25 protein-coding genes are annotated in these 26,845 nt (G+C 64.9%); 9 read left to right on the plus strand and 16 right to left on the minus strand.

Annotated features, from left to right (window positions below):
- Positions 1-9: 9 nt before the first annotated feature.
- Both ACE103_RS05060 and rpsU read right to left on the minus strand, forming a co-directional pair.
- Positions 10-594 carry a tetratricopeptide repeat protein gene (locus tag ACE103_RS05060; RefSeq protein WP_223975959.1) on the minus strand — a complete coding sequence of 195 codons (585 nt, stop codon included), beginning with the start codon at positions 592-594 and terminating at the stop codon, positions 10-12.
- A gap of 188 nt (positions 595-782) precedes the next feature.
- Entirely contained in the window at positions 783-1,079 is a 297-nt protein-coding gene (rpsU, locus tag ACE103_RS05065; RefSeq protein ID WP_021078544.1) for a 30S ribosomal protein S21, read from the minus strand.
- A 264-nt stretch (positions 1,080-1,343) separates the two neighbouring features.
- On the opposite strand from rpsU, the gene aqpZ reads away from it, so the two are divergent.
- Positions 1,344-2,066, plus strand: a complete 723-nt coding sequence (gene aqpZ / locus ACE103_RS05070) for an aquaporin Z (RefSeq protein ID WP_223975961.1) — start codon at positions 1,344-1,346, stop codon at positions 2,064-2,066.
- Between the two features lie 85 nt (positions 2,067-2,151).
- Here aqpZ and ACE103_RS05075 read toward each other — a convergent pair whose 3' ends face one another.
- The gene (locus tag ACE103_RS05075; protein WP_375778551.1) at positions 2,152-3,255 is read right to left on the minus strand and encodes a 5-(carboxyamino)imidazole ribonucleotide synthase; all 1,104 of its coding nucleotides are present in this window, start codon (positions 3,253-3,255) and stop codon (positions 2,152-2,154) included.
- Positions 3,252-3,740 (minus strand): 5-(carboxyamino)imidazole ribonucleotide mutase, encoded by a 489-nt coding sequence (gene purE / locus ACE103_RS05080; RefSeq protein WP_223975967.1) that lies wholly within the window; start codon positions 3,738-3,740, stop codon positions 3,252-3,254. Before purE ends, ACE103_RS05075 begins: the two co-directional genes overlap by 4 nt.
- A 146-nt stretch (positions 3,741-3,886) precedes the next feature.
- Between purE and ACE103_RS05085 the strand changes: the two genes are divergently transcribed.
- Positions 3,887-4,609 carry a GGDEF domain-containing protein gene (locus ACE103_RS05085; protein ID WP_375778552.1) on the plus strand — a complete coding sequence of 241 codons (723 nt, stop codon included), beginning with the start codon at positions 3,887-3,889 and terminating at the stop codon, positions 4,607-4,609.
- A 6-nt stretch (positions 4,610-4,615) separates the two neighbouring features.
- Here ACE103_RS05085 and ACE103_RS05090 read toward each other — a convergent pair whose 3' ends face one another.
- The 3 genes from ACE103_RS05090 to ACE103_RS05100 all read right to left on the minus strand — a co-directional run bounded on the left by ACE103_RS05090 (position 4,616) and on the right by ACE103_RS05100 (position 5,488).
- Entirely contained in the window at positions 4,616-4,867 is a 252-nt protein-coding gene (locus tag ACE103_RS05090; RefSeq protein WP_212316296.1) for a hypothetical protein, read from the minus strand.
- Between the two features lie 18 nt (positions 4,868-4,885).
- Positions 4,886-5,095 (minus strand): hypothetical protein, encoded by a 210-nt coding sequence (locus tag ACE103_RS05095; protein ID WP_050401735.1) that lies wholly within the window; start codon positions 5,093-5,095, stop codon positions 4,886-4,888.
- Positions 5,096-5,281: 186 nt separating this feature from the next.
- Positions 5,282-5,488: a YdcH family protein gene (locus ACE103_RS05100; protein WP_024583705.1), complete on the minus strand. Its 207-nt coding sequence runs from the start codon at positions 5,486-5,488 to the stop codon at positions 5,282-5,284.
- Between the two features lie 240 nt (positions 5,489-5,728).
- Between ACE103_RS05100 and ACE103_RS05105 the strand changes: the two genes are divergently transcribed.
- Positions 5,729-5,914 (plus strand): YdcH family protein, encoded by a 186-nt coding sequence (locus tag ACE103_RS05105; RefSeq protein WP_050422666.1) that lies wholly within the window; start codon positions 5,729-5,731, stop codon positions 5,912-5,914.
- A 94-nt stretch (positions 5,915-6,008) separates the two neighbouring features.
- Here the strand turns inward: ACE103_RS05105 and ACE103_RS05110 are convergent, their stop codons facing one another.
- Positions 6,009-7,112, minus strand: a complete 1,104-nt coding sequence (locus ACE103_RS05110) for an NAD(P)/FAD-dependent oxidoreductase (RefSeq protein ID WP_375778553.1) — start codon at positions 7,110-7,112, stop codon at positions 6,009-6,011.
- A 267-nt stretch (positions 7,113-7,379) separates the two neighbouring features.
- Here ACE103_RS05110 and ACE103_RS05115 point away from each other — a divergent pair, with 267 nt between their 5' ends.
- From ACE103_RS05115 to ACE103_RS05125, 3 genes are all read left to right on the plus strand, one after another.
- The gene (locus tag ACE103_RS05115) at positions 7,380-10,067 is read left to right on the plus strand and encodes an EAL domain-containing protein (protein ID WP_375778554.1); all 2,688 of its coding nucleotides are present in this window, start codon (positions 7,380-7,382) and stop codon (positions 10,065-10,067) included.
- A 356-nt stretch (positions 10,068-10,423) separates the two neighbouring features.
- Positions 10,424-11,947 (plus strand): ABC-F family ATP-binding cassette domain-containing protein, encoded by a 1,524-nt coding sequence (locus ACE103_RS05120; RefSeq protein ID WP_375778555.1) that lies wholly within the window; start codon positions 10,424-10,426, stop codon positions 11,945-11,947.
- Between the two features lie 291 nt (positions 11,948-12,238).
- Positions 12,239-13,705 carry a glycerol-3-phosphate dehydrogenase gene (locus tag ACE103_RS05125; protein WP_375778556.1) on the plus strand — a complete coding sequence of 489 codons (1,467 nt, stop codon included), beginning with the start codon at positions 12,239-12,241 and terminating at the stop codon, positions 13,703-13,705.
- Positions 13,706-13,712: 7 nt separating this feature from the next.
- On the opposite strand, the gene ACE103_RS05130 is transcribed toward ACE103_RS05125, so the two are convergent.
- The 4 genes from ACE103_RS05130 to ACE103_RS05145 form a co-directional block, all read right to left on the minus strand.
- On the minus strand, positions 13,713-14,942 hold the full coding sequence (locus ACE103_RS05130) for a tetratricopeptide repeat protein (RefSeq protein ID WP_375781011.1): 1,230 nt from the start codon (positions 14,940-14,942) through the stop codon (positions 13,713-13,715).
- Between the two features lie 283 nt (positions 14,943-15,225).
- Positions 15,226-15,804: a TetR/AcrR family transcriptional regulator gene (locus tag ACE103_RS05135; protein ID WP_223975982.1), complete on the minus strand. Its 579-nt coding sequence runs from the start codon at positions 15,802-15,804 to the stop codon at positions 15,226-15,228.
- Between the two features lie 34 nt (positions 15,805-15,838).
- Positions 15,839-17,302 (minus strand): amidase family protein, encoded by a 1,464-nt coding sequence (locus tag ACE103_RS05140; protein WP_375778557.1) that lies wholly within the window; start codon positions 17,300-17,302, stop codon positions 15,839-15,841.
- Positions 17,303-17,599: 297 nt separating this feature from the next.
- Entirely contained in the window at positions 17,600-18,058 is a 459-nt protein-coding gene (locus ACE103_RS05145; RefSeq protein ID WP_375778558.1) for a DUF1801 domain-containing protein, read from the minus strand.
- 382 nt (positions 18,059-18,440) lie between these two features.
- Between ACE103_RS05145 and ACE103_RS05150 the strand changes: the two genes are divergently transcribed.
- From ACE103_RS05150 to ACE103_RS05160, 3 genes are read left to right on the plus strand one after another with little or no spacing between them, the layout of a single operon-like run.
- Positions 18,441-19,541, plus strand: a complete 1,101-nt coding sequence (locus tag ACE103_RS05150) for an ABC transporter ATP-binding protein (RefSeq protein WP_375781012.1) — start codon at positions 18,441-18,443, stop codon at positions 19,539-19,541.
- Entirely contained in the window at positions 19,538-20,452 is a 915-nt protein-coding gene (locus tag ACE103_RS05155) for an ABC transporter permease (RefSeq protein WP_375778559.1), read from the plus strand. Before ACE103_RS05150 ends, ACE103_RS05155 begins: the two co-directional genes overlap by 4 nt.
- A complete protein-coding gene (locus ACE103_RS05160) occupies positions 20,452-21,267 on the plus strand; it encodes an ABC transporter permease (protein ID WP_375778560.1) in 816 nt (271 codons plus the stop codon). Before ACE103_RS05155 ends, ACE103_RS05160 begins: the two co-directional genes overlap by 1 nt.
- Before the next feature lie 6 nt (positions 21,268-21,273).
- On the opposite strand, the gene ACE103_RS05165 is transcribed toward ACE103_RS05160, so the two are convergent.
- The 4 genes from ACE103_RS05165 to ACE103_RS05180 all read right to left on the minus strand — a co-directional run bounded on the left by ACE103_RS05165 (position 21,274) and on the right by ACE103_RS05180 (position 26,714).
- Complete coding sequence (locus ACE103_RS05165; protein WP_176533664.1) at positions 21,274-22,125, minus strand: carbohydrate ABC transporter permease; 852 nt, start codon at positions 22,123-22,125, stop codon at positions 21,274-21,276.
- Positions 22,122-22,991, minus strand: a complete 870-nt coding sequence (locus tag ACE103_RS05170; RefSeq protein WP_223975996.1) for a carbohydrate ABC transporter permease — start codon at positions 22,989-22,991, stop codon at positions 22,122-22,124. Before ACE103_RS05170 ends, ACE103_RS05165 begins: the two co-directional genes overlap by 4 nt.
- A gap of 192 nt (positions 22,992-23,183) precedes the next feature.
- A complete protein-coding gene (locus ACE103_RS05175) occupies positions 23,184-24,569 on the minus strand; it encodes an ABC transporter substrate-binding protein (RefSeq protein WP_223975999.1) in 1,386 nt (461 codons plus the stop codon).
- Positions 24,570-24,761: 192 nt separating this feature from the next.
- Positions 24,762-26,714: an AsmA family protein gene (locus tag ACE103_RS05180; RefSeq protein WP_375778561.1), complete on the minus strand. Its 1,953-nt coding sequence runs from the start codon at positions 26,712-26,714 to the stop codon at positions 24,762-24,764.
- Positions 26,715-26,845 lie beyond the last annotated feature (131 nt).

Here is a 26,845-nt window from a genome sequence, read left to right on the forward strand (position 1 = left end):
CCCGAAGCTCTAGCCGCCGGTGCGCGCCAGCCCGCTGCGCGCGCTTCCGTCATTTGGCCGCAGCGCGAGCGCGCGATTGTAGGACGCCGCCGCCTTGGCCTTGTCGCCGAGCCGCTCATAGGCCTGGCCGCGGGCGCTCCACGCCGCAACATTGCTGGGATCGGCCTGCACGGCCTCGTCGAGGTCGGAGGCGGCCTGCTTGGCCTTGTCGAGGGCGAGGTAACTGGTGGCGCGGCCGATCAGCGGCTCGGCCTTCTGCGGCGACAGCCCGCTCGCCGCCGTGAAATCGTCGATCGCCTGCTGATGTTTTCCGCGGCCCTGATAGATCAGGCCGCGGCCGTACAGCGCCTGGATGTTGTAAGGGTCGGCGGTCAGCGCTTGCTCGAACTCCGCCTGCGCCTCGTCGACCTTGCCGGAATGCGCCAGCGCCTGGCCGCGTGTGGCGTGATCCTTGGCGCTGTTGATGTCCTGTGGGGTGATGATGTCGGCAGCGGGCTTGTCGGCAGCGGCAGCCTGTTTCGGCTTGTCGTCCGAGCCCCATGATCCCAAGTCGAAGGAGCAGCCCCCGAGCGGCAAGCCGAGAACCACGGCCATGATGACGAAGTGCGCAGCACGACGGCGGTGCGCGGATTCTGGGAGCGTGGAGCGGGGCGCCGGAACGGCCATCATGCAAAATGCTCTTGCCGGTCGTTTTGCATGAGTACCCCGGAACACGGCTGGCTTCAAAACGACAACGCGGGCCCGTGGCCCGCGCTGTTAGACTTCCAGATCGGCAAAATGGTTCAGCGCGGTCCGCGACCGGCACCTGCACCACCGGGACGGCCGCCGCGGTCGCCACCGGGACCAGCGCCGAACACCGGCTTCGGCTTCATCGGCAGCAGGCCTTCGCGCTGCAGCTTCTTGCGTGCCAGCTTGCGTGCGCGGCGCACGGCTTCAGCCTTTTCGCGAGCCTTCTTCTCAGAGGGCTTTTCGTAGTGACCGCGGAGCTTCATCTCGCGGAAAATGCCCTCGCGCTGCATCTTCTTCTTCAGCGCCTTCAGGGCTTGGTCGACATTGTTATCGCGGACGAGAACCTGCACGCGGCATCCTCTTTTGAATTGATCGGTTCGGAATTCTGGCAAGGTGAAGGGGCGGCAAAAGGCCTGCCTCTTAACCCTAGGCGCGCGCATGTAACAGACAAACGCGCAGATGTCCACCGGTCGAGTGACTTTCGGGCCTAGTAAAGCCACGAAATGGGGCGAAAATGCCTTTGTGCGGCCCTGATTTGGGTGGTTTGACGCCAGGATCGGGGCCGCTCCCGGAGTTTTCGATAACCCGGACATTGGAAATAGGGGAGATGCCTCATGGACATGAAGAAATACGCGGCCGAACTGATCGGTACGTTCTGGCTCACATTCGCGGGCTGCGGCAGCGCGGTGATCGCGGCCGGCTTTCCGCAGGTCGGGATCGGCCTCGTCGGGGTGTCGTTGGCGTTCGGGCTCAGTGTGGTGACCATGGCCTATGCGATCGGCCATATCTCGGGTTGCCACCTCAACCCGGCCGTGACGGTCGGGCTCGCCGCGGGCGGGCGTTTCCCCGGCGGCCAGGTGCTGCCCTACATCATCGCGCAGGTCGCCGGTGCGATCATCGCGGCCTGGCTGCTCTATGTGATCGCCAGCGGCGCGCCCGGCTTCGATGTCAGCAAGGGCTTCGCCTCCAACGGCTATGACGCGCACTCACCGGGCCACTACAGCATGGTGGTGTGCTTCATCACCGAGGTGGTGATGACCATGATGTTCCTGTTCATCATCATGGGATCGACCCACGGCAAGGCGCCCGCCGGCTTCGCACCGCTCGCCATCGGCCTCGCGCTGGTGATGATCCATCTCGTCAGCATTCCCGTCACCAACACCTCGGTGAATCCGGCGCGCAGCACCGGGCCGGCTCTGTTCGTCGGCGGCTGGGCGCTGGGGCAGCTCTGGATGTTCTGGGTCGCGCCTCTGATCGGCGGCGCGCTCGGCGGCGTGATCTATCGCTGGCTCAGCGACGAGCCGACCGGCATAGTCGCCGGCGTCAAGACTGCATGATCGGCTAGAGCGTTAATGGGATCGTGGCTGCCACGATCCCATTTCCGTCGATGACGCGAAGGCGGCCGCGGCCGCTGGTGTGGAGTTACGGCTTGCGGGCCGGCGTCACTTCGGTGACGTGCCCCATCTTGCGGCCGGGGCGCGGCGTGCCCTTGCCGTACAGATGCACGGTGGCGCCGGGAACAGTGAGCCACTGCTCGTAGCTCAGGATGTCGTCGCCGATCAGATTGGTCATGGTGACCTCGCCGTGGCGCACCGGCTTGCCCAGCGGCCAGCCGGCGATTGCACGGATGTGCTGCTCGAATTGTGAGATCGAGGCGCCGTCGAGCGTCCAGTGGCCGGAGTTATGCACGCGCGGCGCGATCTCGTTGACCAGCACGGTCGCTGCGCCGTTCCCGGGCACCACGAACAGCTCCACCGCGAGCACGCCGACATAGTCGAGCGCCGTGGCGATCTTTTCGGCGATCGCCCGCGCCTGCGCGGCAAGCTGTTCGGGAATCGCGGCGGGCGCGCGGGAAAATTTCAAAATGTGGTCGCGGTGCTCGTTCTCGGTAACGTCGAAGCACTCGACTTCGCCGGAAGCCGAGCGCGCGGCGATCACCGAGATCTCGCGCTCGAACGGCACGAAGGCCTCAAGGATGGCCGACTTGGTGCCGAGGTCCTGCCAGACCTGCTCGAGGTCGTCGCCGGCGCGGATGATCGCCTGGCCCTTGCCGTCATAGCCGAAGCGGCGGGTCTTGATCACGGCAGGCAGGCCGATCCGTTCGATCGCTGCGCGGAGTGTTGCGACCGAGGTGACGTCCGCATAATCGGCGGTGCCGATCCCGAGCTTGCTGACGAAGTCCTTCTCGATCAGCCGGTCCTGCGTGGTCTCGAGGATCTTGTACGCAGGCAGCACCGGACGGCGCGCGGCGAGCACCATCGCGGTCGCGGCCGGCACATTCTCGAATTCATAGGTGACGACGTCGACGTCGTTGGCGAACAGTTCGAGCGCCTCGACGTCGGCATATTCCGCGCAGGTCGCGTGCTGCACCACGTCGAAGGCCGGCGAGTCCGGATCCGGCGAAAAGACCTGGCAGCGCAGCCCGAGGCGCGCTGCGGACATCGCCAGCATCCGGCCCAATTGTCCGCCGCCGAGGATTCCAATGGTGTCGCCCGGCTTCAGCTTCACGAGGTTCGAAGCCGTCACGCCGCGCCCTCCGGATGGTCCTTGACCGCATCGGTCTGCTGCTGGCGCCAGGCCGCAAGACGGACCGACAGTGCGGGATCGTTGAGCGCGAGCACGCTTGCCGCGAGCAACGCGGCATTGATCGCACCGGCCTTGCCGATCGCCAGCGTCCCGACCGGGATGCCTGCCGGCATCTGCACGATCGAGTACAGCGAATCGACGCCGGACAGCGCCTTCGACTCGACGGGAACCCCGAACACCGGCAGCTCCGTCAACGCCGCCGTCATGCCCGGCAGATGCGCGGCACCGCCGGCGCCGGCAATGATCACCTTGTGCCCGGCCGCCTTGGCGCCCTTGGCAAAGGCATAGAGCCGGTCGGGGGTGCGGTGCGCCGAAACGATGCGCGTTTCGCAGGCAACGCCCAGCGCGGCCAGGGTCTCGGCGGCGTGACGCATGGTCTCCCAGTCGGACTGGCTTCCCATGATGATGGCGATCGGAGCGGTCATCTCTTCAATTCTGTGCAGGAATCCAAAAGCATAGGCCGGATTATAGGGGCGGCCCGGGCGTCATCCAAGGCGTGGCAAGGGAGTTAGAATGGACTATCCTGTCTTGGTGAATCCCGGCAAGCCTTCATAAGCAGGCCTCAACAAGGATGCGCATGAAGAAGAAGACGACGGCGGCGACCTCCGGGGCGGCAAAACGACGAAAAGGCGCGCCCGCCGCGCGCAAATCCGCACCCGGCAGGACTGGCGCAAAGGGGACTGGAACCAAAGCGGCTGGAACCAAAGCTTCCACGCGAGGCGCGGTTGCGTCCGGCGACAAATCCACGATCCGCAGGTTGCGGGCGCAGCTGGCGCGGGCCCAGGCCCGGATCGAGGAGCTGCAGGCCTCCGCCGAGACCGACTTCCTGCTCGACATCCTGAACCGCCGCGGCTTCGAGCGCGAGCTCGTCCGCTCGCTCTCCTTCATCAAGCGCTATCAGGCCTCCGGCGCGCTGATCGTGCTCGACGTCGACCGCCTCAAGCCGATCAACGATGCCTTCGGGCACGCGGCAGGTGACGAGGTGCTGAAGACGATCGTCGCCGCGATATCGGACCAGGTGCGCGCCTCCGACGTGATCGGCCGTCTCGGTGGCGACGAGTTTGCGGTGCTGCTGTGGAATCTCAGCGAGACCGATGCCTGCGCCAAGGCCGCTGCGCTGGAGGAGGCGATCGACCGCCTGACCTTCGTGTTTCGTGGCAGCCGGGTCTCCGCGGGCGCCTCCGCGGGCGTTGCGATCCTCACCGCGCACTCGGATGCCGATCGCGTTCTCGATGAGGCCGATCGTGCGATGTATGTGCGCAAGGCGCAGCGGCGCCATGAATCCAGCGGCTAGTGAGGCCTAAAGCGCGCTCAGATCCTCCGGCACATCGCCGTAGGCCCGCAGCAGCTTGGCATCGCCGAATTCGCCGATCGCGGGATCGCCGGTGCGGCTGAACGCGACGGCGCCGATGCTGCCGGGCATCCGCGACATCGTCTCCGCCCGGCGTAGCGCGATCGCCGAGCTCTGGCATTCTTCTGCACTGCCGGCGACCGGCGTGCCGTCGTCGTCCTGCATGAAGGGCAGCGCCACGTAGTAGGTTACGTCAGCCATTGCTGTGCTCCCCAGAGATCAGGCGGCATCGCTTGCCGCATGGGTTCGCGCCGGCACGCAGCCGGCCGCGATCGCGGCCTGCAGTTCCTCGAGTTCGGCTTCCAGATATTCGTTGGCCATGATCAGCGCCTTGATGGTGCTGCGCAGGTTGCCGTCGCACATCGCGATCGCCTGATCGCAGGCCTTCTCGTAGCGGCTGTTGTCGGGCAGGGAAGGCGGTGCGGACATGGCGAAACTCCCTCTGATGGCTGGCGGCTGGATCAGCATGTTCTTATTTTGTTCTTTTGGAGTCAAGCGCCGAAGAGCACGCCCGTGTCCGTTGCCGCGAACGTGAAGCCAGTGAGGCGCTGTGGATGACGGGGAAAACCGGCGCCGGATCTGAACCGGCCGACCGCCGAACCGCAGCGACAGGCGTCAGGCGATGATGTCGGGCGTGATCTGATCTTCGATGAAGGCGATGCGGTCGCGCAATTGCAGCTTCCGCTTCTTCAAGCGTTGCAGCATCAAGAGATCCGGCGCCGGCGATTGATGCAGCGCGTCGATCGCGGCATCGAGGTCGCGGTGCTCTTGCTGCAGACGCGCAAGCTCGGCGAGGAGTTCGCGCTCATCCTGATCGTTCATGGTTGTGTATTGACTGGTAAGCACGAAGAGGTTGTTGCGGCCGAAGCAGCCGCTCGCCGGAATATCCTCCCTGTGCGCGCGCCGCGCAAGCCGAACCGGTTCCATAGTCACGATTAGTTACAGATAAACCGAAATGAGTGCGTGCGGCATTTCGCGTCCCCTATCGACAGCGCGGCCCACTCGTGTAGACTTATTGGTCCGGATCGAACCTGAGGTTTAACGCACCGAGGAGTGTTCGCAATGGCAATACAGGCCCATCTCGTTGAGCTGGAGCGTAAGCACAAAATACTCGAGAACGAACTGCACGAAGCACTCGTTCACCCCTCCGTAGACGATCTCCACATTTGCGAGCTCAAGCGCCGCAAGTTGATGGTCAAGGACCAAATCGAGCGGTTGAGACTTTCCGCCGACGACACGGTCCACTAAGCCGGTTCCTCCGCAAATTTGGCAAATAGTCTGGCCTTTCACCGAGGGATGAACGCCGCGGCGCGCATCCCTCGGGAGGCCATGCTGCATTTGCTCAGAGCTTCGCCAGCTCGCCGACGTGGTCGGCGACCGCGAGCGATGACGTGAGTCCAGGCGATTCAATTCCGAACAGGTTGATCAGGCCGGCGACGCCGTGATCGGCCGGTCCCTGGATCAGGAAATCCTGGGTCGCGACCGCCGGCGGCACGATCTTGGGCCGGATTCCGGAATAGCTCGGCATCAGCGCTCCGTCCGGCAGGGTCGGCCAGTATTTGCGGATCGCCGGATAGAACCGCTCGGCCCGATCGGGGTCGACGGCGTAATCGATGTGATCGATCCATTCGACGTCGGGGCCGAACCTCGCCTGTCCGGCCATGTCGAGCGTCAGGTGCACGCCGAGCCCGCCGGGCTCCGGCACCGGATAGATCAGGTGCGAGAACGGCGCCTTGGCGCTGCAGCTGAAGTAATTGCCCTTGGCCAGATAGGCCGTTGGAATCAACGCGATCGGCATGCCCTCGACGCTGCGCGCGACCGCCGTTGCGCCGAGGCCGGCGGCATTGACCAGAAGGTCGCAGGCCAGCGTCATCGGCGCCGCGCCGCCGGCCTCGATCTCGAACCCGTTGGCGGTTGCCCTGGCGTGGAGCAGCGGCGTATGGAAGGCGAATGCCGCTCCGGCCGCCTCGGCGTCGCCGCGCAGCGCCAGCATGTAGGCATGGCTGTCGATGATCCCGGTGGAGGGCGACAGCAGCGCCGCGTCGCAGTTCAGCGCCGGTTCCAGCGCGCGTGCCGCCTCGCCGGACAGAAGCTGCATGTCGTCGACGCCGTTCGCCTCGGCATGAGCCCGGATCGACTGCAGTTTTTCGGTTTCTTTGGCGGTGGTGGCGACGATCAGCTTGCCGCAATTCTTGTGCGGGATGCCGTGCTCGGCACAGTAACGATAAAGTGCCTGCTTGCCGCTGACGCACATCCGCGCCATCAGGCTGCCGGCCCGGTAGTAGATGCCGGCGTGGATCACCTCGCTGTTTCGCGACGAGGTGACGGTGCCGATCCCCTCGGCCTCCTCGATCACAATCACTTCGCGGCCGGCCTGTGCCAGCCTCCGCGCCACGGCGAGGCCGATCACCCCCGCTCCGACGATCACGCAATCAACCCTGTCCATCTCGTCCTTCAGGTCCGAACATTTCCGCGCAGCCACGCCGTTGCCGCCAACATCGTTCAGCCGATCCGATCGTTTTCGGCAAGTGCTTATTAGGCAAGTGCTTGGGCCATCTCAAATAGTTGGGGAGCCATGCCCTGTTAGTGGAGCATTAATCATGTCAGGGCAATTGCCGTACATTAAGTGGCATTTTCCAGTTGCATCCCTACGCGTTTACCCGATCCAAACCGCCGGAGCCGGACACTCGCCCCGGAAATCCGCGGGTGATTGATGGCTGGCAGGAAGTGGCAGGCGGGCGGGAAGAATTCGATTCCGGCAAGGGCCGTCCTTTGCCTGATCGCCGCCGTCGTGCCGGTCGGTGTTGCCCGGGCCGCCTCGGAAGCCTTCGCACCGTCGACCTATCTTGGTGACCTCGATCCCGGAGTGGTCTGGGAGCTGCTGATCGGCAGCGTGGTGGTTGCCTCCTTCCTCGGTGCGGTCGGGCTGTGGATCCTTTCGGCCCTGCGCAAGGCCAAGCGCGCGCAACTGCGGCGCAACGCCTTCGTGTCGTCCGCCCTCAACCATCTGAACCAGGGTGTGGTGATGACCGATGCGCGCGAGCGCATCGTGTTCTGCAACGACCGCTATCTCGACATCTACGGCCTGTCGCGCGCCGACATTAGGCGCAACATGACCGGCACCGAGCTATTGGAGCTGCGCCGCGACCGCGGCGTGCTCGACATCAGCGCCGAGGATTTCTTCGCCAAGGCCGCAGCGCCCGAAGGGCTGGTCACCGAACTGCCCGGCGGCAGGGCGGTGCTGGTGAAATATTTTCCGCTGCCGAACGGCGGCTCGGTCGCGACCCATCTCGATTGCACCGACCAGCGCAAGCTGTCGCGCAAGCTCGCCTCGACCACGCAATTCCTCGAATCGGTGCTCGACAACGTCCCGGTCTGCGTCGCGGCCAAGAACATCGAGGACGGCCGCTACATCTTCGCCAATCGCGCGTTCGAGCGCTTCTCGCGCTTCTCGCGCGATCACATCGTGGGCAAGCGCGCCGACGAGATCTTCCGTCCCGAGACCGCCGTCAGCATCGACACTGCCGACCGCGCGGCGCTGGACGCGCCCGAAGGCTATCACCGCAGCGAATTCTTCGTCGAACGCGGCTCGGAGAAGCGCATCCTGGCATCGAACCGCGTAATCGCCCGCAACGAGGCCGGCGATCCGGAATTCCTGATCGCGCTGTTCGAGGACGTCACCGACCGCCGTTCGCTGTCGCGCGAGCTCGAGAACAACAAGAAATTCCTCGAGCTCGTGGTCGACAACATCCCGGTCTCGCTGATCGTGCAGCGCGTCAGCGACGGCCGCTATCTGCTGGCCAACCGCAGCGCCGAGACGATCCTCAACCGCCGCCGCGAAGACGCCGCCGGCCTCACCGCGTCCGACATCTTCAATGCGCGCGAAGCCAAGCTGATCGTCGCCCGCGACGAGGCTGCGATCCGGAAGCGCAGCATGATCGCCGAGGAGCACCCGATCTCGACCAAGGACGGCCTGCGGCTGTTCCTGACCCGCCGCATGACCGTGCTCGACGACCATGGCGAGCCGCAATATCTGATCAAGACCCATGAGGACGTCACCGACCGGCGCCAGACCGAGTCGCGCATGGCGCATATGGCTTATCACGACGGCCTGACCGATCTGCCGAACCGCGCCGCGTTCCTGCAGGCGCTGACCCAGATGATCGAGGCCTGCGACGGCACCGACGAGGAGTTCGCCGTGCTCTGCGTCGACCTCGACGGGCTGAAGGAGATCAACGACGTCTACGGCCATGCGATGGGCGACAAGGTGCTGATCGAAGTCGCGCAGCGCTTGCAGAACGTGGCGCGCGGCGGCGTGGTTGCGCGGCTATCCGGCGACGAATTCGGCCTCATCATCGACGGCCAGCAGCCGGCCGCCGGCATTGCGCTGGCCGAGCAGGCCGCCGAGGCGCTGGGTGAGGATTTCGCGATCGACGGCAAGTCGGTGCGCACCGGCCTCACCGCCGGGATCGCGGTGTTCCCGCACAACGGATCCGACGCGGCCTCGCTGCTGGCCAATTCCGGCGCGGCGCTGTTCCGCGCCAAAGCCAAGTCGCGCGGCACGATCTCGATCTTCGAGCCGGAGATGGATCAGCAGATCCGCGATCGCCGCGTGCTGCACCAGGAACTGTCGGTCGCGATCAAGAACGGCGAATTGTCGCTTTACTACCAGCCGCAGGCCGCCACCGGCGCGAGCGTTGCGGGCAGCCAGATCATCGGCTTCGAGGCGCTGGCGCGCTGGCACCATCCGCTGCGCGGCTTCGTGCCACCCAGTGACTTCATTCCGCTCGCGGAAGAAAGCGGCCTGATCGTCGAGATGGGCGAATGGATCTTGCGCGAAGCCTGCCGGGAGGCCGCCTCGTGGGCGATGCCGATGCAGGTCGCCGTGAACCTGTCGCCGGCGCAATTCACCCATGGCGACCTCGTCGGCCTCGTCCATTCGATCCTGCTCGAGACCGGGCTGACGCCTGACCGGCTCGAGCTCGAAATCACCGAGGGCGTGCTGATCGAGGATTTCGACCGCGGCCTGTCGCTGCTGCGTCGGCTGAAGACGCTCGGCGTGCGCATCTCGATGGATGATTTCGGCAGCGGCTATTCCTCGCTGAGCTACCTGCAGGCGTTTCCGTTCGACAAGATCAAGATCGACCGCGCCTTCGTCATCAATCTCGGCCGCAATCCGCAATCGGCCGCGATCGTACGCGCGGTCATCGATCTCGGCCACGGCCTTGAAATGTCGATCGTCGCCGAAGGCGTCGAGACCGAGGCGCAGCTCAGTTTCCTCTCCGAGGAAGGCTGCGACGCGGTGCAGGGCTATCTGATCGGCCGGCCGGCGCCGATCGGTCAATTTGCCGCGCTGGTCGGCGGCGACCGGCTGGCCGAGACCGTGCGCAGGGCCGGGTAAATCGGCCTGAACCGTCAGGTCGGGGCCGCCGGCTGCGCTTGCCATCCCTTGCACGTCCGGTTACCGTCGAATCACCACATCATTTCGGCCGAGAAAGGAGGGCTGCGTCGTGGCGAGATTCAACGATCCCCACCTCAAGCGTGGCCCCGTCAACGCCCTGCAAATGCGTTTGCAGGGCTGACCGGAAACTCGGACAAAATCTCTTCCTGGTCTGCCCTTCGTGGCCGTGCGGCGTCGAACGTTTGAGCGTTCGCGCCTGCATTTGAATCCCTCGCCGCGCACCGACGCGCACATCCGATGATGGCTGGACGCCTCTGGATGATGTCGTGATCGCCGGCAAGACCAGAGAATTGATCGTGACCCTCATCAATGTACGTAATCTCGGCGTGACGCTGAACGCGCCGCTGTTTTCCGAACTGAATGTTGTCGTCAATGCCGGCGACCGGATCGGCCTCGTTGCCGCCAACGGCCGCGGCAAATCCACGCTGCTGCGCTGCATCGCAGGCGCGATGGAGCCCAACGAAGGCGACATCACCCGCGCGCGCGGCCTGACCGTCGGCCATGTCGAGCAGGATGCACCGTCAGAACTGCTGGACACCCCGTTCCATGCCGCCGTGCTCGAGGCGTTACCCAGCGAGCAACGCGCCGGCGAGAGCTGGCGGGTCGAGGTCGCCTTGCAATCGCTCGAGGTGCCCGAGGAGCTGTGGGCGCGACCGCTGAAGCAATTGAGCGGCGGCTGGCTGCGGCTTGCGCTGCTCGCCCGCGTGCTGGTGACCGAGCCCGACGTGCTGCTGCTGGACGAGCCGACCAACCATCTCGACCTCGCCAAGATCGGCCGGCTCGAGGCCTGGCTGAATTCGCTGCCGCGCGAAATGCCGGTGGTGATCGCAAGCCACGATCGCGCCTTCCTTGACGCGACCACCAACCGGACGCTGTTCCTGCGCCCGGAACGGTCGCAGCTGTTCTCGTTGCCCTACACCGCGGCGCGCGCGGCGCTCGACGAATTCGATGCCTCGGACGAGCGGCGCTTTCAGCGCGACATGAAGGCCGTCCGCCAGCTGCGGCAGCAGGCCGCCAAGCTCAACAACCTCGGCATCAACTCCGGCAGCGACCTTCTGCTGTCGAAGACCAAGCAGTTGAAGCAGCGCGCCGAGAAGCTCGAGGAGACGGCGAAGCCGGCCCATGTGGAACGCTCGGCGGGCACGATCCGGCTCGCCAACCGCGACACCCATGCCAAGGTGCTGATCAGGCTGAACAACGCCGCGATCGCCACACCGGACGGCAGGCCGCTGTTCAGGACCGGCCAGCAGTTCATCTGCAAAGGCGACCGGATCGCGCTGCTCGGGCCGAACGGCGCGGGCAAGACCCGGTTCGTCGCGGCGCTGCGGCTGGCGATCGAGGACGCGGAGGCGGCAGCCGCCGAGATCAGGGCCACCGAGTCGCTGGTGCTTGGCTATTGCGATCAGGCGCTGGCCGATCTCGCCGACAGCGATACGCCGATGCGCATGCTGACGCGGCGCTTTGCGGTCGGCGACCAGCGAGCGCGCGGCCTGCTCGCCGGTGCCGGGCTCTCGATCGAGATGCAGGGCCGTCCGATCGGGCGGCTGTCGGGCGGGCAGAAGGCCCGTCTCGGCATGCTGGTGCTGCGGCTCACCCAGCCGAACTTCTATCTGCTCGACGAGCCGACCAACCACCTCGACATCGAGGGCCAGGAGACGCTGGAGGAGGAACTGATGGAGCAGCAGGCCAGCTGCCTGCTGGTGTCGCACGACCGCCAGTTCGTGCGGACAGTGGCCAACCGGTTCTGGGTGATCGAAGGCAAGAAGCTGATCGAGGTCGATGGCCCTGAACACTTCTTTGCCTCGGTCGGTGTGGACTAGCGGGTGATGGCGTCAGATTGGATAGCCGTCGCGAAATATCGAAAACAACCCCATGCAAAGTAGCCGGTGCGGCCGGCGTTCGAGCAGGTGACTTGACACGTCGGGCAACTCAGGGGCATTCTTCCAATATTCCGAAATCATGCAAGCGTACGCTCGCCCCCGCAGGCGGGAGAGGTGGAGTGTGCCGTGAGACCACCTCACCCAGGCATCATGTCGTCAAGCGCCGCACCTTGGCGCATTTTTCGTGCGAACACGTACTTCGTTCGCATTGAAATGCGATAGCCGTTGCCCATGGCGGATTATGATCTCGCGATCATCGGCGGTGGCCTGAACGGCACGAGCATTGCGCGCGATGCTGCCGGCCGTGGCCTGCGTGTGATCCTGCTGGAGCAGGGCGATCTCGGCTCCGGCGCGTCGGGGGCCTCGCCGCGGCTGGTCCACGGCGATCTGGCCGGGCTGGAGCGGCGCGAGTTCTTCCGCGTCCGCAGGGCGCTCAGGGAACGCGATGTGTTGCTGCGCATCGCGCCGCATCTGGTGCGGCCGGCGCGCTTTGCGATCCCGGCGCATGCCGAGGAACGGCCGCCGTGGCAATTGCGGTCGTTGCTGCTGCTCTACGAACGGTTGGCCTCGCGCAGCGGCCTGCCGCGCTCGACGACGCTGGATGTCACCCATCATCCGGTCGGCAATGCGCTGAAGCGGCCGTTCGGAACCGCGTTCGAATATTCCGACTGCGTGGTCGACGATTCCCGGCTCGTCGTGCTCAACGCCGTCGATGCCGCGACACGCGGCGCCGATATCCGCACCGGCGCGCGCGTGATCCGGGCCGAGCGCGGCGAGACCTGGCGGCTGGTCACGATCGACCGCGGCTATCGGCGGGTGATCACGGCGCAGTCGCTGGTCAATGCGACCGGCGCATGGGCCGCCTCCGTCGCCGACACCGTGTTGCGCGTGCCGGCGCCACGGCTCGCGACCGTGCAGATCAGCCAGATCGTGGTGCGCCGCCTGTTCGACTGCGACAGCGTCTATGCGTTCCAGAACTCCGACGGACAATTGATCTTCGCCAGTCCCTACGCGCGCGACTTCACCCTGATCGGCAGCGCCGGTCATGCGTTCAAGGGCGATCCGGCCATTGTCGCGATGGATGTGCGTGAGGTGGCCTATCTCTGCGACGCAGCCAATCGCTATTTTCGCGAGCAGATCACCCCGGCCGACGTGCTGCGCACGATCTCCGGCGCCAATTCCGTCATCGCGCCCGCGCGCCGGCGCAGCAGCGATGGCGCCGCATCGCTCGATTTCCGGCGCGGCAAGGCGCCGCTGCTCACCATCTTCGGCGGTGACGTCACCACCTCGCGGCGTCGTGCCGAGCGGGCGGTGTCGGAGTTCACGCGGTTCTATCCGATGACGCCGCGCTGGACCGCAACCGTGCCGCTGCCGGGCGGCGAATTCGCCTGGCAGCGCTTCGAGACCGAGGTCGACATCGCGCGCGATCGCTGGCGCTTCCTGGGAGAGGACGAGGCGCGGCGGCTGCTGGCCGCCTACGGGCTGAACGTGAAGGATATCCTGGGCGAGGCAAAGCAGAAGGCCGATCTCGGTCCGGCCTTCGGCCCGGAATTGACCGGCGCTGAGGTGCGCTACCTCATGCGCAAGGAATGGGCGCGCTTTCCCGACGATATCCTTTGGCGGCGCTCCAAGCTCGGCCTGACCATGCCGCAAGCCGATCAGGATGCGCTTGCGGCATTCATGGCGAAGCCGGATTGAGGTTCGGCTATTGCCGCGCTGCCTCCTGCGACCAGGCGAGATCACGCTTGGATGGACGGCGATGCAGCCGCTCCGAAATCAGGTTCGTCGCTTGCCGGCCTTGACCCGCGCGCAAGCATGCGACGATGAAGGTGTCCTCCCACAATTCGCGTTGCGCATGGCTGCCGCCGATCCGCACCAGCTCGGGCATCAGCGGCGCCAGGATACGCACGGCGCTGTCATGGTCGCCGGCGGCGAAGGCGGCGACGCCGCGGCCGAGCCCGATCGCGGCGGGGCCGGGCGCCAGCTTGCCGTCGACGTCGCGCGCCGCCATCTCGGTCAGCCGCGCCTCAAGCGCGTCGTTGTTCGTCGTGGCTGCGACCAGCGCGTGATGCACGTCGGCGAAATGCGCGCCGGCCTTGGGGAAGTATCCGTCGCCATAGGCGGCGACATCCCTCCAGTGTGATTCGAGGCCGGTCTTGCCGGCGACCGACAGCCGCCACAGCAGCGAGGCCGTATCGGTATAGATGTTGAGCGGCGGATAGGGCCGGTTCGCCGGCTTGATGTGCTGCTCGTAGATGCCGAGCGCGCTGTCGGCGTCGCCTTCCTCGATCGCGATCAAGGCGAGGTGCCAGGCGAGATGGCCCTGCAGGAAGCTGGTGCGATCATGCGCCGGCAGCCAGGCGGAGAGGAAGCTGCGGCCTTCCGCCGCGTCGCCCTGCTCGAACAGCGCATGCGCCACCGCGTGTGCGGCGCCGGCGTTCTCCGGCTTCAGCGCATAGCCGCGCTCGGTGACGGCGCGGCCCGAGACGAGGTCGCCGGCCTCGGTCTTCGACCAGCCGAGATAGGTGAGGAACCACCAGTCGTCGCCATAGTCGCTGGTATAACGTTCGGAGATCGCGAGCCGGGCGGCGTCATGGTCGGACCGGCCGGAGAAGGCGTAGAGGCCGAAGGCACCGAGCAACAGCGAGAGTATCTGCGCATCGCGCGGATATTCGGTCAGATGCTGTTCGGCCGCTGTCATCGCCTTCTTGCCCTGGCCCTCGATCACGGACGCGATGATCTCGATGTGCTGGCGCTCGCGTGGGGTCGCGGCCGCGGCGAGCTGCCGCGCATCGGTTGCCTTGGCGCGGGCCATGGCGCCTTCCATGTTGAGCTGGTGGACGCGGGCACGCCCGAGATGGGCCAACGCGAAATCGGGGTCCTCGGCGATCGCCGCCTCGAACGCGGCATCCGCGCCGTGCAGCGCCGCCAGCATGCGATCGACGCCGTCGACATAGTAGGCGGCGGCGCGGTCCGAATTGGTGGTCAGCGGCAGGCCGTAGCGATCGTGAATCATCGGTTGTCCTCCCGAATTTGGCTGCGAAGTCTAGGGCATGTACTCATAAAGGCAACGAGCCCCTTCGGGGCTCACGTCTGCTTAGCCCTCGACAGCACCGCAAGAGCGGACCTCGCCGGAGGTCCGAGTTGGGCCAGCAGCGGACATCGGCAATTTCAGCACGCAGGCATGTCCGATCTTGAGACTCACCGTCCTTGCTGAACTAGGCTGATGGGGCTCGCGCCAAGTGCATCGCGGCTTCAACGCCGCCATCCAGGATCTGCTGCGCCTCTCTCGCGTCGGGCACGGCCCGCGCGAACTGCAGGGTGCCGACCATGAGCCCGAAGATCGCCGTCGCACGGCGGTGGTTCGCCTTGGAATCTGCACCCGGAAGCAGCGCGGCCAAAGTCGCAACGTACCTTCGCAACGCTTTCTCGTAATCTTGCCTGGTAGACAGGGGCTGGCGGGCGATTTCCGGTAGTAAGGCCGCTGAGGGACACCCGTCTGCCCGGTCTTTGAGGTGGGCGCGGTTGAGGTATTTACGGATCGCGCCTTCAAGGTCGAGGCCCTTGAGCTGATCTTCAAGGCAATGCTGCTGGCCCCCCAGCGCGCTCGCCAGCGCCTCGCGAACAAGCTCGTCCTTGGACTCGAAGTGCGGAGAAAAGGCCCCTTTGGTCAGGCCGGCCTCGCCCATAATCCCCGCAATGCCGGCCGCAGAGATGCCGTCCCGGCGCATGCACTTCGATGCCACATCAACGATGTGCCGTCGTGTCGCCGCCTTGTGACCCTTCTCGAATCGCATCTTCGCTCCACAAACTGCCCGCAGCCTGGTCGCGTTAGATCGCAGTCGACTTGTAGCCCAGGATACCTTCGACCCTGCGGGCAAGGACCAAGAGCGTCCGGTCGCTCCCGAGCGGGGCGTCAAGCTCAAGGCCAATCGGCAGGCCAGCGCGGGACGAGCCGACAGGAAGATTGATTCCCGGCATCCCCACGCTGCTCGCAGACACGGTGTGGTTCGCCAAAGCGAGGTAGCTGATGTCCTGCCCCGCGATGTGGACGGTCGCCTGCTCTTCGATCAAAGGCGCCGTGCACGGCGTGGTCGGTTGCAGAATGGCCTGCGCCCCACGAGCGACGAACGTCGTGTCGAGGCGGCGCTGGATTTCAGGCCGGCTCACGTTGAGCGCCGACTGATAGGCCTCTACGGAGGTGGCGCCTGCGCCGCCCGGTAGCACGATGTGTCCCCACGCCTGCCGAAGTTGGGGCTTGAGCCCATCGTAAATGGCCTCGAACGTGGTAGGAATGTCGTGGCGGCGAAGGAACTCCGAAATCGCGCCCATCGTTTCATGGGCGAAGATGCCCCATGTCGCGGTTTGGACGAGGACGTTGAAATCATTGCCAAGGTCGACCTCGACGATTTCGGCGCCAGCATCCTGCAGCCGTCGAACCACTTCGAGGAAGCGGGTTTCGACTTCCGAATCCACAAGTTGCAGGAACTGCCGAGGCGCGAAGGCGAGTCGGACTCCCTTTAGATCATGGCCGTCGGAAATTTCCGCAGCCTGTTCGCCAGTCACAACGTGATCCAGCAATACGCAGTCCTCGACGCTTCGAGCGAATGCGCCCGTGGTGTCGAGCGTGTGAGAGATCGGAGCAACGCCGTTGCGCGGCCACCGTCCGGTGGTTGGCTTGAACCCCACGACGCCACAGAACGATGCGGGTACCCGGATCGAGCCAACGGTGTCACCGCCCAGGGAGGCGGGAACGAGGCCGGCGGCTACCGATGCGGCGGAGCCGCTCGAGGAGCCGCCCGACACGCGACCTCGTGCGTGCGGGTTCTTGACCTGGCCGTAACGTGCGTTGTGACCGGTCAAGCCATAGGACATCTCGACTAGGTTATTTTTGCCGAAAACGAACGCGCCTGCATCCTTGATGGCACGGACAGCGTCGGCATCCCTGTGCGGTACGAAGTGAGCGAGGCTATCGAGCCCGAGGCTCGTCGGTAGTCCTTTTGTCAAATAACTATCTTTCACCCCGAGCGGCACGCCCAGTAGCGGAACTGTCGATCCGGCCGCACGTGCTTTGTCTGCGTCTCTCGCAGCCGTCAACACGACGGCCTCATCGATTGTGATGAAGGTGTTTAGTTCGGCAAGCGTTCGGGCGCGAAGCAGAAGTGCCGAAGTGTAGGCCTCCGACGTGATCTCGCCCTTACGAATGGCGGCTGCAGCGGCTGCGAGCCCTAGCGAGGGGAGATCCATGACTTCTTGCGGCGCGCGATGGCTTAGAGTGGCGGTGGTGTCGTTCATGAAGTCCTCGCAAAGAGCTGTTTGCAGCATTCGACGCCGTCAAACATCGACTGGAGTGTAATTACGATCGTAATATCACATTACGAATGTAATTCAATAGAGGTGCAGGGCTTCTCTGGACACATGAGCGTGAGGTGTTGACGAGGCGGCGATGGGTGACCACCGCATGTCGGTTTTGGGTCAAAAGCCGCCTATGGCTGCCGAACCGGGGACTTCCGATTACCCTCGAAGAGCCGACCTTCCCGATGGTCATGTAGACTGTCAGTTTACTGCCAGAAGCGGCAGCCGCCAGGAGGCCTATTTCTTCTTCTTCCCCCCGACGAACGGCTTCTCGGCGGCCTGAGCCATCCACGAAAGCACCTGGTCTTCGTCGAGCTCGTCCATGGCGGTCAATTCGACGCCGCGGGTGGCCTTACCCATTCCGATCGGTGTCACAGGGGGTTCTGGTTGCAGTTCGTTACCTCGGATGAACATCAGCTTCAGGTGACCGACGAATGCGCCGGAAGTGAAGCACCACCCATCGGGAACGCCATAGTAAGCCATTCCCCATTTCACCGCGCGTTTGAGGTCCGGCAATATCCTGGAGGCCAAGGCATCGACATGTTTGGCGATGCTCTTCTGCGGTTCAGGAAGGCTCTCGATATAGGCAAATACTGGCTTGTCGCCGTCGGCTGCTTTCGCGGGACTCGCCTTGCCGGTCATCGCTACCAGAAGCTCGACACTTTTTACCTGCGGTGTTCCCGTATCTTTTTTCATTGCCATGGCCCCGCCGATCTAGTTCGTGATGCGGCAGCGGATATGCGGCCCACAACCGACCTCGTTTCGGCGCTAAGCCTATCCTCTTCTACCGGCGGCACAATGACAGCTCTGAGTCAAAGGCGGTACGTTTCAGGCCGAACAAGTGCCTTCCGGTTTGAACCTCAAAGCCGACGCAACGCATTTAGGAGCCCGCCCCAGCAGAGGCGCGGAAGCCGACAATATTGCGGGAGATGTTCGTGAGGCGGTTGAGCCGGTGGCGATCCGCCGCTAGTTTGCCGTCACAATCGGAGCTTAAGGGGAATCGGGGCTGGCGGACGTGACATCGGGCGAAGCGAGTGCGGAGGCGGCAAAGCCGTTGCCTGAACCGGCCGTCTCGGACATGCCGCTGCTGCGGATCGAGGGCGTCGCCAAGTCGTTCGGCAATTTCCGCGCGGTCGACCAGCTTTCGCTCGACATTCGCGCCGGCGAGTTCTTCGCGCTGCTCGGCCCGAGCGGCTGCGGCAAGACCACGCTGCTCCGCATGCTCGCCGGCTTCGAGACCCCGGACGCAGGCCGCATCCTGCTCGGCGGCAGCGACATCGCCCAGGTGCTGCCGCACGAGCGGCCCGTCAACATGATGTTCCAGAACTATGCGCTGTTCCCGCATCTGTCGGTGCGCGACAACATCGCCTTCGGCCTCAGGCGCGCCGGCATGGCGCGCCGTGACATCGCGACCCGCGTCGCGGAGATGGTGGCGCTCGTCAAGCTCGAGGGGCTCGAGAAGCGCAAGCCCGACCAGCTCTCCGGCGGACAGCGGCAGCGCGTGGCGCTGGCGCGCTCGCTGGCGCGCCGCCCGCAGGTGCTGCTGCTCGACGAGCCGCTCGCCGCGCTCGACAAGAAGCTGCGCGAGAGCACGCAAGGCGAGCTGATGGAGCTGCAGCGCCGGCTCGGCATGACCTTCATCATCGTCACCCACGATCAGGAGGAGGCGATGACGATGGCCGGCCGGATCGGGGTGATGGACGCCGGCCGTCTGGTCCAGGTCGCGACCCCGCGCAATCTTTACGAGGCGCCGGCCTCGCGCTGGATTGCCGAGTTCGTCGGCGACATCAACCTGTTCAACGGCCAGGTCGCCGCCCGCGAGAATGGACGGTTGACGGTCTCGACCGCGGAGGCAGGCAGGCTCGCGGTCAGCGAGTTGTGGCCGCCGGTGACCAAGGAGGTGGTCAGCGTCGCGATCCGCCCCGAGAAGGTGAAGTTGTCGCGCCGCGCACCGGCCTCGGACGCGGGCGGATCGCAGACGATCAACCGGCTGGAGGGCGTGGTCGCCGACGTCAATTATCTTGGCGGCGTCACGAGCTACCGGGTGAGGCTGGAATCCGGCGCGGTGGTGCGCTCGTCGATGGCCAACACTGCGCGGCTCGATGTCGACGCCTATCTCGCCGGCCAGCGCGTGGTGGCGTGGTTCACCGCCGACGACTGCCTGGTGCTCGAGCAATGAGCGCGCGCCGCATCTTCGCGCGGCCGGCGCGGCTTGCCGCGATCGCGCCCTATCTCTGGATGGTGCTGTTCTTCCTGGTGCCGTTCGGCTTCGTGCTGAAGATCAGCCTGTCGCAGACCGCGATCGCGCAGCCGCCCTATACGCCGGTGTTCGATTTCACCGAAGGCCGCGCGGCGCTGGCGGCTGCGTTTGCGCAACTGTCGTTCGACAATTTCCGCCTGCTGCTGCAGGACAATCTGTACATCCTGTCCTATCTGCGCAGCCTCGTCGTTGCGGTGACCTCGACCGTGATCCTGCTGCTGATCGGCTATCCCATCGCCTACGGCATGGCGCGGCTGCCGCAGCGCTGGCAGGGCGTGGCGATGATGCTGGTCATCGTGCCGTTCTGGACCTCGTTTCTGATCCGCATCTATGCCTGGATCAACATTTTGCAGCACGACGGCCTGCTCAACCAGATCCTGCTGGCGCTGCACATCGTGTCCGCGCCGGTGGTCTGGCTGTCGACCAACAGCGCGATGTATCTTGGCATCGTCTACTCCTATCTGCCGTTCATGATCCTGCCGCTCTATGCGACGCTCTCGAAGATGGATGCGTCGCTGCTGGAGGCCGCGGGCGATCTCGGCGCCTCGCCGCTGCAGGCGTTCTGGCTGGTGACATTCCCGCTGTCGCTGCCGGGCGTCGGCGCCGGCGCGCTGCTTTGCTTCATCCCTGTTGTCGGCGAGTTCGTGATCCCCGATCTGCTCGCGGGCTCCAATTCGCTGATGATCGGGCAGACGCTTTGGCTCGAGTTCTTCACCAACAAGGACTGGCCGGTGGCGTCAGCTGCGGCGGTCGCATTGTTGCTGCTGCTGGTGCCGCCGCTCGTGCTTTATGATCGCCTGCAGCGGCGTCAGCTCGAGAGTAATCGCTGATGGCCGGCACCGTCACCAAGCTCACACGCTTCAACATGACGTCGCTGGCGCTTGGGCTGGCATTCCTCTATCTGCCGATCGTCATCCTCGTGATCTATTCGTTCAACGCCTCGCGGCTGGTGACGGTGTGGGGCGGCTGGTCGCTGCGCTGGTACCACGAATTCTTCAACGACCGCGCCATGCTGGAGGCGGCGTGGATGAGCCTGTCGGTCGCCGCGGTGTCGGCGACGCTGGCGACATTGCTGGGCACGCTGGCGGCGGTCGGGCTGGCGCGGGGTGAGCGGTTCCGGGGACGGGCGCTGTTCTCCGGCATGCTGTATTCGCCGCTGGTGATGCCGGAGGTGATCTCCGGCCTGTCGCTGCTGCTGCTGTTCGTGGCGCTAAGTGCCGAGCGCGGCTTCTGGACGGTGACGATCGCCCACACCACGCTGACGATGTGCTTCGTCACCGTTGTGGTGCAGTCGCGTCTGGCCACGCTCGACCGCAGCCTGGAGGAGGCCGCGATGGACCTCGGCTGCGATCCGGTGCGCGCGTTCCTGCTGGTGACGCTGCCGCTGATCGTGCCGGCGATCGTCGCCGGCTGGATGCTGGCCTTCACGCTGTCACTCGACGACGTCGTGATCGCGAGCTTCACCACCGGTCCCGGCTCGGCGACGCTGCCGATCCGGATCTATTCGGAAGTGCGGCTCGGCGTGAAGCCCGAGATCAACGCGATCTGCACGCTGGTAATCGCGCTGATCGCTGTGATCATCGTGATCGCCTCGTTCGCCTCAAAACTGTCGAGCGCGCGCGGCGAAAGCGCCGCGCCGCTGTGAGGCGCGTTACGATTTGACGGCGCCCGCAGTCAGCCCGCCGACCATGTAGCGCTTGAAGGCGTAATAGACCGCGGCCGGTGGCAGCGCGTAGATGAAGCCGGTGGTCATCAACAGCTCCCACGGCGAATCGTCGGCGGCGAGGAAGTTGCCGAGCGCGACCGGCAGCGTGATGTCGGTGTCCTTCGACAGCAGCAGGAACGCGTAGAGATATTCGTTCCAGGCGAGCAGGATCGCATAGGTGCCGACCGCGACCAGCGAGGGCATCATCAGCGGCACATAGACCAGGCGGAACAGCTGCAGCGTGGTGGCGCCGTCCATCGTCGCGGCCTCGTCGAGCTCGACCGGCAGCTTGTCGGAGGCCTGCTTCAGCACCCAGATCGCGTAGGGCGCGGCGATCGTCACCATCGCCAGGATCAACGACCAGTGATTGTTGAGCAGGCCATAGGTGCCCATGGTGCGGTACATCGGCACGGCGAGGAATGCCGCCGGGATGAAGTAGGTGAACAGCGCAAGGTTCATCACAGCGCGGCCACCCGGAACGCGCAGCCGCGAGATCGAGAACGCGGCGGCGGTGGCGACGAATAGCGTCAGCGCGCCGACGGCGAGCGCGATCACAGCCGAATTCCAGAACTGGATCCAGAAGTCGCGCAGGAAGTAATGCTGCTGGTGGAACACGATCGAGAAATTATGCAGCGTCGGATGCGTCGGCCACAGCTTGCCGGTGAACGCGTCCTCCTTCGGCGAGATCGCGAACACGAACATGTGGTAGATCGGGATCATGGTCCAGATGAAGACCGGAATGCCGATCAGCAGCAGCTTGGCCTCGGTGCCGACTTCGCGGAGGGTGGGCAGCTTCATCGCGACAACCGTTTCATCATGTAATAGACCAGCGGCAGCACGAACGGCATCGCGCAGACGATCGAGGCCATCGCGAGCGACAGCTGGTCGAGCCTGAGATAGCGGATGCCAAGGGTCGACAGCACGTGGGTGAGGTCGGCAGGCCCGCCGCCGGTGAGCAGATAGACGCTGTTGAAGTCGCCCAGCGTCCAGATCATCGAGAGCAGCGTGCAGGTGATGTAAAGCGTCTGCATCGACGGCCAGGTGATGTAGCGGAATTTCTGCCACCAATTGGCGCCGTCGACGTCGGACGCCTCGTACAGATCGTGCGGGATGGCGAGCCGTCCGGTCAGCAGGATCAGCGTCCAGAACGGCAGCGACTTCCAGATGTGCACGCCGATCGCCATCGCGAGCGCGACCGCGGGATCGTTCAGCCAGTTCGGGCCGTCGTCGCCGGTGAACTTGAAGATCAGCTGGTTGACCACGCCCCATTCGGGATTGAGCATGAAGCGCACGGAGAGAATGGTCGGGATCGACGGCACCGCCCAGGGCAGGATGAAGATGACAGACAGCCATCTGATCCAGGGCCGCTGCTGGGCGAAGAAGCCGGACAGGAACAGCGCGATCAGCATCTTGATGTTGATGCCGATGACCAGGAAGATCAGCGTGTTGACGGCGGCGCGCGCGAAGATCGGGTCGTTGTACAGCGCGACATAGCTCGACGGATGGCGCGCCAGCCACAGGCCGTAGCCGACCGGATAGACCACGAAGGCGAGAAAGACGAGCAGGTAGGGCACCAGCAGCGCGATGCCCCAGACCTGCGGCGGCGTCAGCCGCGCCGACAGTGGCGGCGAGGGGGCATCGGATGCGGAGAGCGTGATCGCCATTCGGTTACTCTAGGAAGAAGATGCCGCCTACGTCGTCGTCCCGGCGAAGGCCGGGACTCATAACCACAAGTCCCGGTCGTTGCGCGAAAGTCGTCGACCAGCATACTCCAGAACTGCTGCCGCGGCGTATGGGTCCCGGCTTTCGCCGGGACGACGCGGAAGCAGTTTTGGCGCCAGCCGACATCCTTTACGTTACCCCGCGACCTGCTTGATGCGGGCGATCAGTTCGTCGACGGCCTTGTCCACCGGCACCTTCTCGCTGACGACGCGGTTCATGGCCTTGGCCCAGACGTTCTCGTTGTTCAGGATGGTGAACTTCCAGTTCTTGGTAAAGTCGAACGGCGCGGTGCCGCCGGTGAACTGATTCCAGACTGCCTTGCGATGCCGGTCGGCCTGCCAGAACGGGCTGGCCTGGCTGGCCTTGGTCACCGGGAACCAACGGCCGAGCGCACCTTCGATATAGGGCCGCACATTGTCTTCCTGCATCAGGAACGCGATGAACTGCTTGCCTTCCGCCTTGTTCTTGGCGTTGGCGAAGATCAGCCCGGTCTTGACGTCGGAGCGGTAGCGGATCGTCGAGCCATCCGGCGCCTTCGGGAAGGACGCCGTGATGATGTCCTGCTCATAGGCCTGCTTGCCGGCGGCGCGCTGCGCGTCGGTCAGCGCCGGGTTGGTGGAATCCTCGAACCACTTCGCCGCGATCGAGATCGTGAAATTGTGGGTCATCACGATCGTCTTGTTGTGGAAGGCGACGTTGTTGTCCGGGTCCTTCCAGGTCGTCGAGGAAGGCGGGGTGCAGCCCTTGATGTAGGTGTCGGTGTAATCCTTCAGCGCGTGGATCAGGCCGTCGCGCACCTTGGGATCGTCAACCAGGAGCTTGCCGTCATCGTCGACCAGCTTGACGTGGTAGGCGTCCATGAAGGTGTAGAACGACTGGAACGAGTCGGTGGATTCCACACCCATCGGCTGGCCGACGCCGTAGATGCGCTGGCCGGTCGCCTTGCGGATCCCCGGCTGCACCTTGTCGCACCAGAACGTCCAGTAATCCTCCCACTTGGTCGGGATGTCGGCGGCCTTGAAGCCGGCCTTCTCCAGCATGTCGCCCCAGATCTGGACGTGCATGCTCTGCTGCTTCAGCGGGAAGCCGTAGTAGGACTTCTTCTTGGTGACGTCATTGTAGAGCAGGGCCGCTTCCAGCGTGTTCGGCGCGAAGGCGTCCTTCATCGGCAGCATGATGTCGGAGAGGTCTTCGAGCTTGCCCTCGAAGGCCCACTTACCCTGGGCCTGCACATCGTAGGTGTCGGAATAGGCGACGTCGGGAACGGTGCCGGAATCGAGCGCGGCGACCGTCTTCGGAATCATGTCCTGGATCGCGTATTGCGACAGTTCGACCTTGATGCCGGTCTTGGCTTCGAATTTCTTGATCGTATCGAGCAGCGCGTCGTCTTCGGACTTGTAGAATCCCTTGCCCCACCAGACGGTGATCGTCTTGCCCTGGGCCAGAGCGGGTGCAGTTGCGGCGAACAGGCCGACCGCAGCGACCGCAATTGATAGCGCACCGATAACCTTGGATCTCACGTTCTTCTCCCCTCATGAGGCCGGTTTTTTTAACCGGTTAGGGAAAACACTAGCGCATGCCCGGGACCCGATAAAGATGCCGCATCGACGACTTCTGTAGGGGGCTCGCGGGAGAACGTGGATCAGTCCCGCTGCATTGATGCGGAAAGTGAATGGATCGATCAGTTCGAACCTTGGCCAGTTCGACCTTGGTCAGTTCGATTTGGCATTCTCGGCCGCCGTGGCCGGAGCGTTGCCGGGCGCGCCGGCCGCGGCATCGGGCCGTGCGGCGCCGCCGGTGAAGCGCTCGATCACTGAGCGCACCGCGTCGCGGGTCTTGCGATCCTTCACCGCGTCGAGCAGCGGGGCGGATGCCGGCGAGCGGCGGATCAAGCTTTCCGGATCGGGGAAGATCAGCGGATCGTCCCACGGGCCTTGAATCACGAAGGGCAGATCGAACGCGGTGCCGCCGGCTGCCGCCGAGGTCAGGCTGGCGACGCCCTTGAGGTCGTATTCGCGCGACGGCACCGAGGCGGTGCCGGTCAGCGCGATCTTGGCTGCGGGGCTCACGACATGGATGTCGTCGGCGGTCGCGACGCCGTCGGCGAATTTCACCGAGACGCTGAGATTGTCATAGGGCGTCGAGCCGGAGCGGAAATTGCCGCCGCCGGACAGCGGCCGCTTCTCCAGCCGCCGCAGCAATTGCTCGACATTGAAGCCTGCGATCGCGCCGTCGTGCCCGTTCAGCGTCGCGGTGCCGTCCAGCGACGACGCGAGCCCGAACGGGCTCGAGCCGGATGCCGTCAGCGAGACGTTGAGGTTGCCGCGGCCGGACAATTTCGTGATGCCGAACAATTCGCTGGCGCAGGCCTGCAGATCGACATCGGTGAACTGGAATTGCGCCCTGACGTCGGCGACCGCATCCGAGCGCGCGATCGCGAACGAGCCCTTGGCGATGCCGCCATACATCTGCGCCTCGCCGACGCTGAGCGCGAGCGCGCCGCCGCGCAGATTGGCGCCGAACGCGGTGCGGCCGAGTTTGGACGGGCCGACCGTCACCTTGGCGGCCGACAGGCGCATGTCGAGATCGGTCGACGACAGCGAGGAGAGGTCGAACAGCTGCCTGTTCCAGTCGCGCTGGCCGCTGGCCAGCAGGCGGAACGTCGAGATGTAGGGCGTGAAATCGAGATTGCCGGCGGCAAGCGTCGCCTGCAGCGTCTGCCGGCCGTTGTTGGCGTAGGTCATCACGCCCTCGGCGACGTTGCCGTCGAGTTCGACATTGACATTGGTGAGCGCAACCGAGCCGCCGACCACATTGGCGCGGGCCTTAAGCGCAAAGCGGCCGAAGCCGCCACCGCCGCCTGGCGGCGCCTGTCCCATCCAGCGCAGCGCGTTGCGCAGCGACGGTGAGTCCATGGTGGCCGTGCCTTCCATCATCAGGCTGGTGCGGTTGGCGACGGTTCCGTCGAACGCAACCTTCAGCGGCGCGCTGGCCAGCCGTGCCTTGAGGCCGGAACGGTCGCCCGACAGCAGCGCGACGAAATCGCTGGCGCTGATCGAGCCATCGACGCGTTCGCCGCGCCAGTCGAACTGGCCGGTTGCGGCAAAGGAGCGCGAGATCGAGGGCCAGGCCAGCGACAGGTCGATATCGCCGAGCTGCTCGGAGATATTGTTGGTGCCATCCTCGTAATTCAGCTCGCCGTCCTGGATCCGTATCTCGGAGAACGACACTTGATTCTCGGCGCCGGGCGTCATCGTCTTGGCGATGGTCTCGACGAACGGGGTCCAGTTGCTCTCGCCGTCGCTGTCGCGGACCACACGGATATGCGGACGGAGCATCATGACGTCGGCAATCTCGAACCGCCGTAGCAACAGCGGCAGCAGACGCAGATTGGCGGTCAGCACATCGACCTGCAGGGCAGGACCGATGGTATCGGCGCCCTTCAGCCCGACATTATGGAAGGAGACATAGCTGCCGGGAAACACCGAAACGTCGATCGGGCCGTTGACGACGAGCTCAAGCCCGGTCACGCCGCGAATCTGCGCTTCCACCGCGCTCCGCAGCGCGTCCCGGTTGAGGAACCACGACGTTCCGACCAGCCCGACCAGCGCCAGGCCGAAAAGCGCCGCGATCGGCATCCCCAGGCGCTTAATTCCTTGGGCCATCGTCAATGACATATCCGGGTCGGGTTGAGTTTTGTCGGGTCGCCGTCGAACACTGCCGGCTGCGCAATGGAAGCCGGTGCCAACCCACGCAACTTGAAGGGTTTTCTTGTCGCTTTCAAGGCCATGTTGAT

This window comes from Bradyrhizobium sp. ma5 (genome assembly GCF_042258955.1).
Classification (GTDB): Bacteria; Pseudomonadota; Alphaproteobacteria; order Rhizobiales; family Xanthobacteraceae; genus Bradyrhizobium.

Bases quoted from the DNA above. Each gene is read 5' to 3' on its own strand.
- ACE103_RS05060 (WP_223975959.1), bottom strand. From the start codon at position 594: ATGGCCGTGGTTCTCGGCTTGCCGCTCGGGGGCTGCTCCTTCGACTTG.
- aqpZ (WP_223975961.1), top strand. From the start codon at position 1,344: ATGGACATGAAGAAATACGCGGCCGAACTGATCGGTACGTTCTGGCTC.
- purE (WP_223975967.1), bottom strand. From the start codon at position 3,740: ATGACCGCTCCGATCGCCATCATCATGGGAAGCCAGTCCGACTGGGAG.
- ACE103_RS05085 (WP_375778552.1), top strand. From the start codon at position 3,887: ATGCGCATGAAGAAGAAGACGACGGCGGCGACCTCCGGGGCGGCAAAA.
- ACE103_RS05090 (WP_212316296.1), bottom strand. From the start codon at position 4,867: ATGGCTGACGTAACCTACTACGTGGCGCTGCCCTTCATGCAGGACGAC.
- ACE103_RS05095 (WP_050401735.1), bottom strand. From the start codon at position 5,095: ATGTCCGCACCGCCTTCCCTGCCCGACAACAGCCGCTACGAGAAGGCC.
- ACE103_RS05100 (WP_024583705.1), bottom strand. From the start codon at position 5,488: ATGAACGATCAGGATGAGCGCGAACTCCTCGCCGAGCTTGCGCGTCTG.
- ACE103_RS05105 (WP_050422666.1), top strand. From the start codon at position 5,729: ATGGCAATACAGGCCCATCTCGTTGAGCTGGAGCGTAAGCACAAAATA.
- ACE103_RS05110 (WP_375778553.1), bottom strand. From the start codon at position 7,112: ATGGACAGGGTTGATTGCGTGATCGTCGGAGCGGGGGTGATCGGCCTC.
- ACE103_RS05115 (WP_375778554.1), top strand. From the start codon at position 7,380: ATGGCTGGCAGGAAGTGGCAGGCGGGCGGGAAGAATTCGATTCCGGCA.
- ACE103_RS05125 (WP_375778556.1), top strand. From the start codon at position 12,239: ATGGCGGATTATGATCTCGCGATCATCGGCGGTGGCCTGAACGGCACG.
- ACE103_RS05130 (WP_375781011.1), bottom strand. From the start codon at position 14,942: ATGCTGGCGGCGCTGCACGGCGCGGATGCCGCGTTCGAGGCGGCGATC.
- ACE103_RS05135 (WP_223975982.1), bottom strand. From the start codon at position 15,804: ATGCGATTCGAGAAGGGTCACAAGGCGGCGACACGACGGCACATCGTT.
- ACE103_RS05140 (WP_375778557.1), bottom strand. From the start codon at position 17,302: ATGAACGACACCACCGCCACTCTAAGCCATCGCGCGCCGCAAGAAGTC.
- ACE103_RS05145 (WP_375778558.1), bottom strand. From the start codon at position 18,058: ATGAAAAAAGATACGGGAACACCGCAGGTAAAAAGTGTCGAGCTTCTG.
- ACE103_RS05150 (WP_375781012.1), top strand. From the start codon at position 18,441: ATGCCGCTGCTGCGGATCGAGGGCGTCGCCAAGTCGTTCGGCAATTTC.
- ACE103_RS05155 (WP_375778559.1), top strand. From the start codon at position 19,538: ATGAGCGCGCGCCGCATCTTCGCGCGGCCGGCGCGGCTTGCCGCGATC.
- ACE103_RS05160 (WP_375778560.1), top strand. From the start codon at position 20,452: ATGGCCGGCACCGTCACCAAGCTCACACGCTTCAACATGACGTCGCTG.
- ACE103_RS05165 (WP_176533664.1), bottom strand. From the start codon at position 22,125: ATGAAGCTGCCCACCCTCCGCGAAGTCGGCACCGAGGCCAAGCTGCTG.
- ACE103_RS05170 (WP_223975996.1), bottom strand. From the start codon at position 22,991: ATGGCGATCACGCTCTCCGCATCCGATGCCCCCTCGCCGCCACTGTCG.
- ACE103_RS05180 (WP_375778561.1), bottom strand. From the start codon at position 26,714: ATGGCCCAAGGAATTAAGCGCCTGGGGATGCCGATCGCGGCGCTTTTC.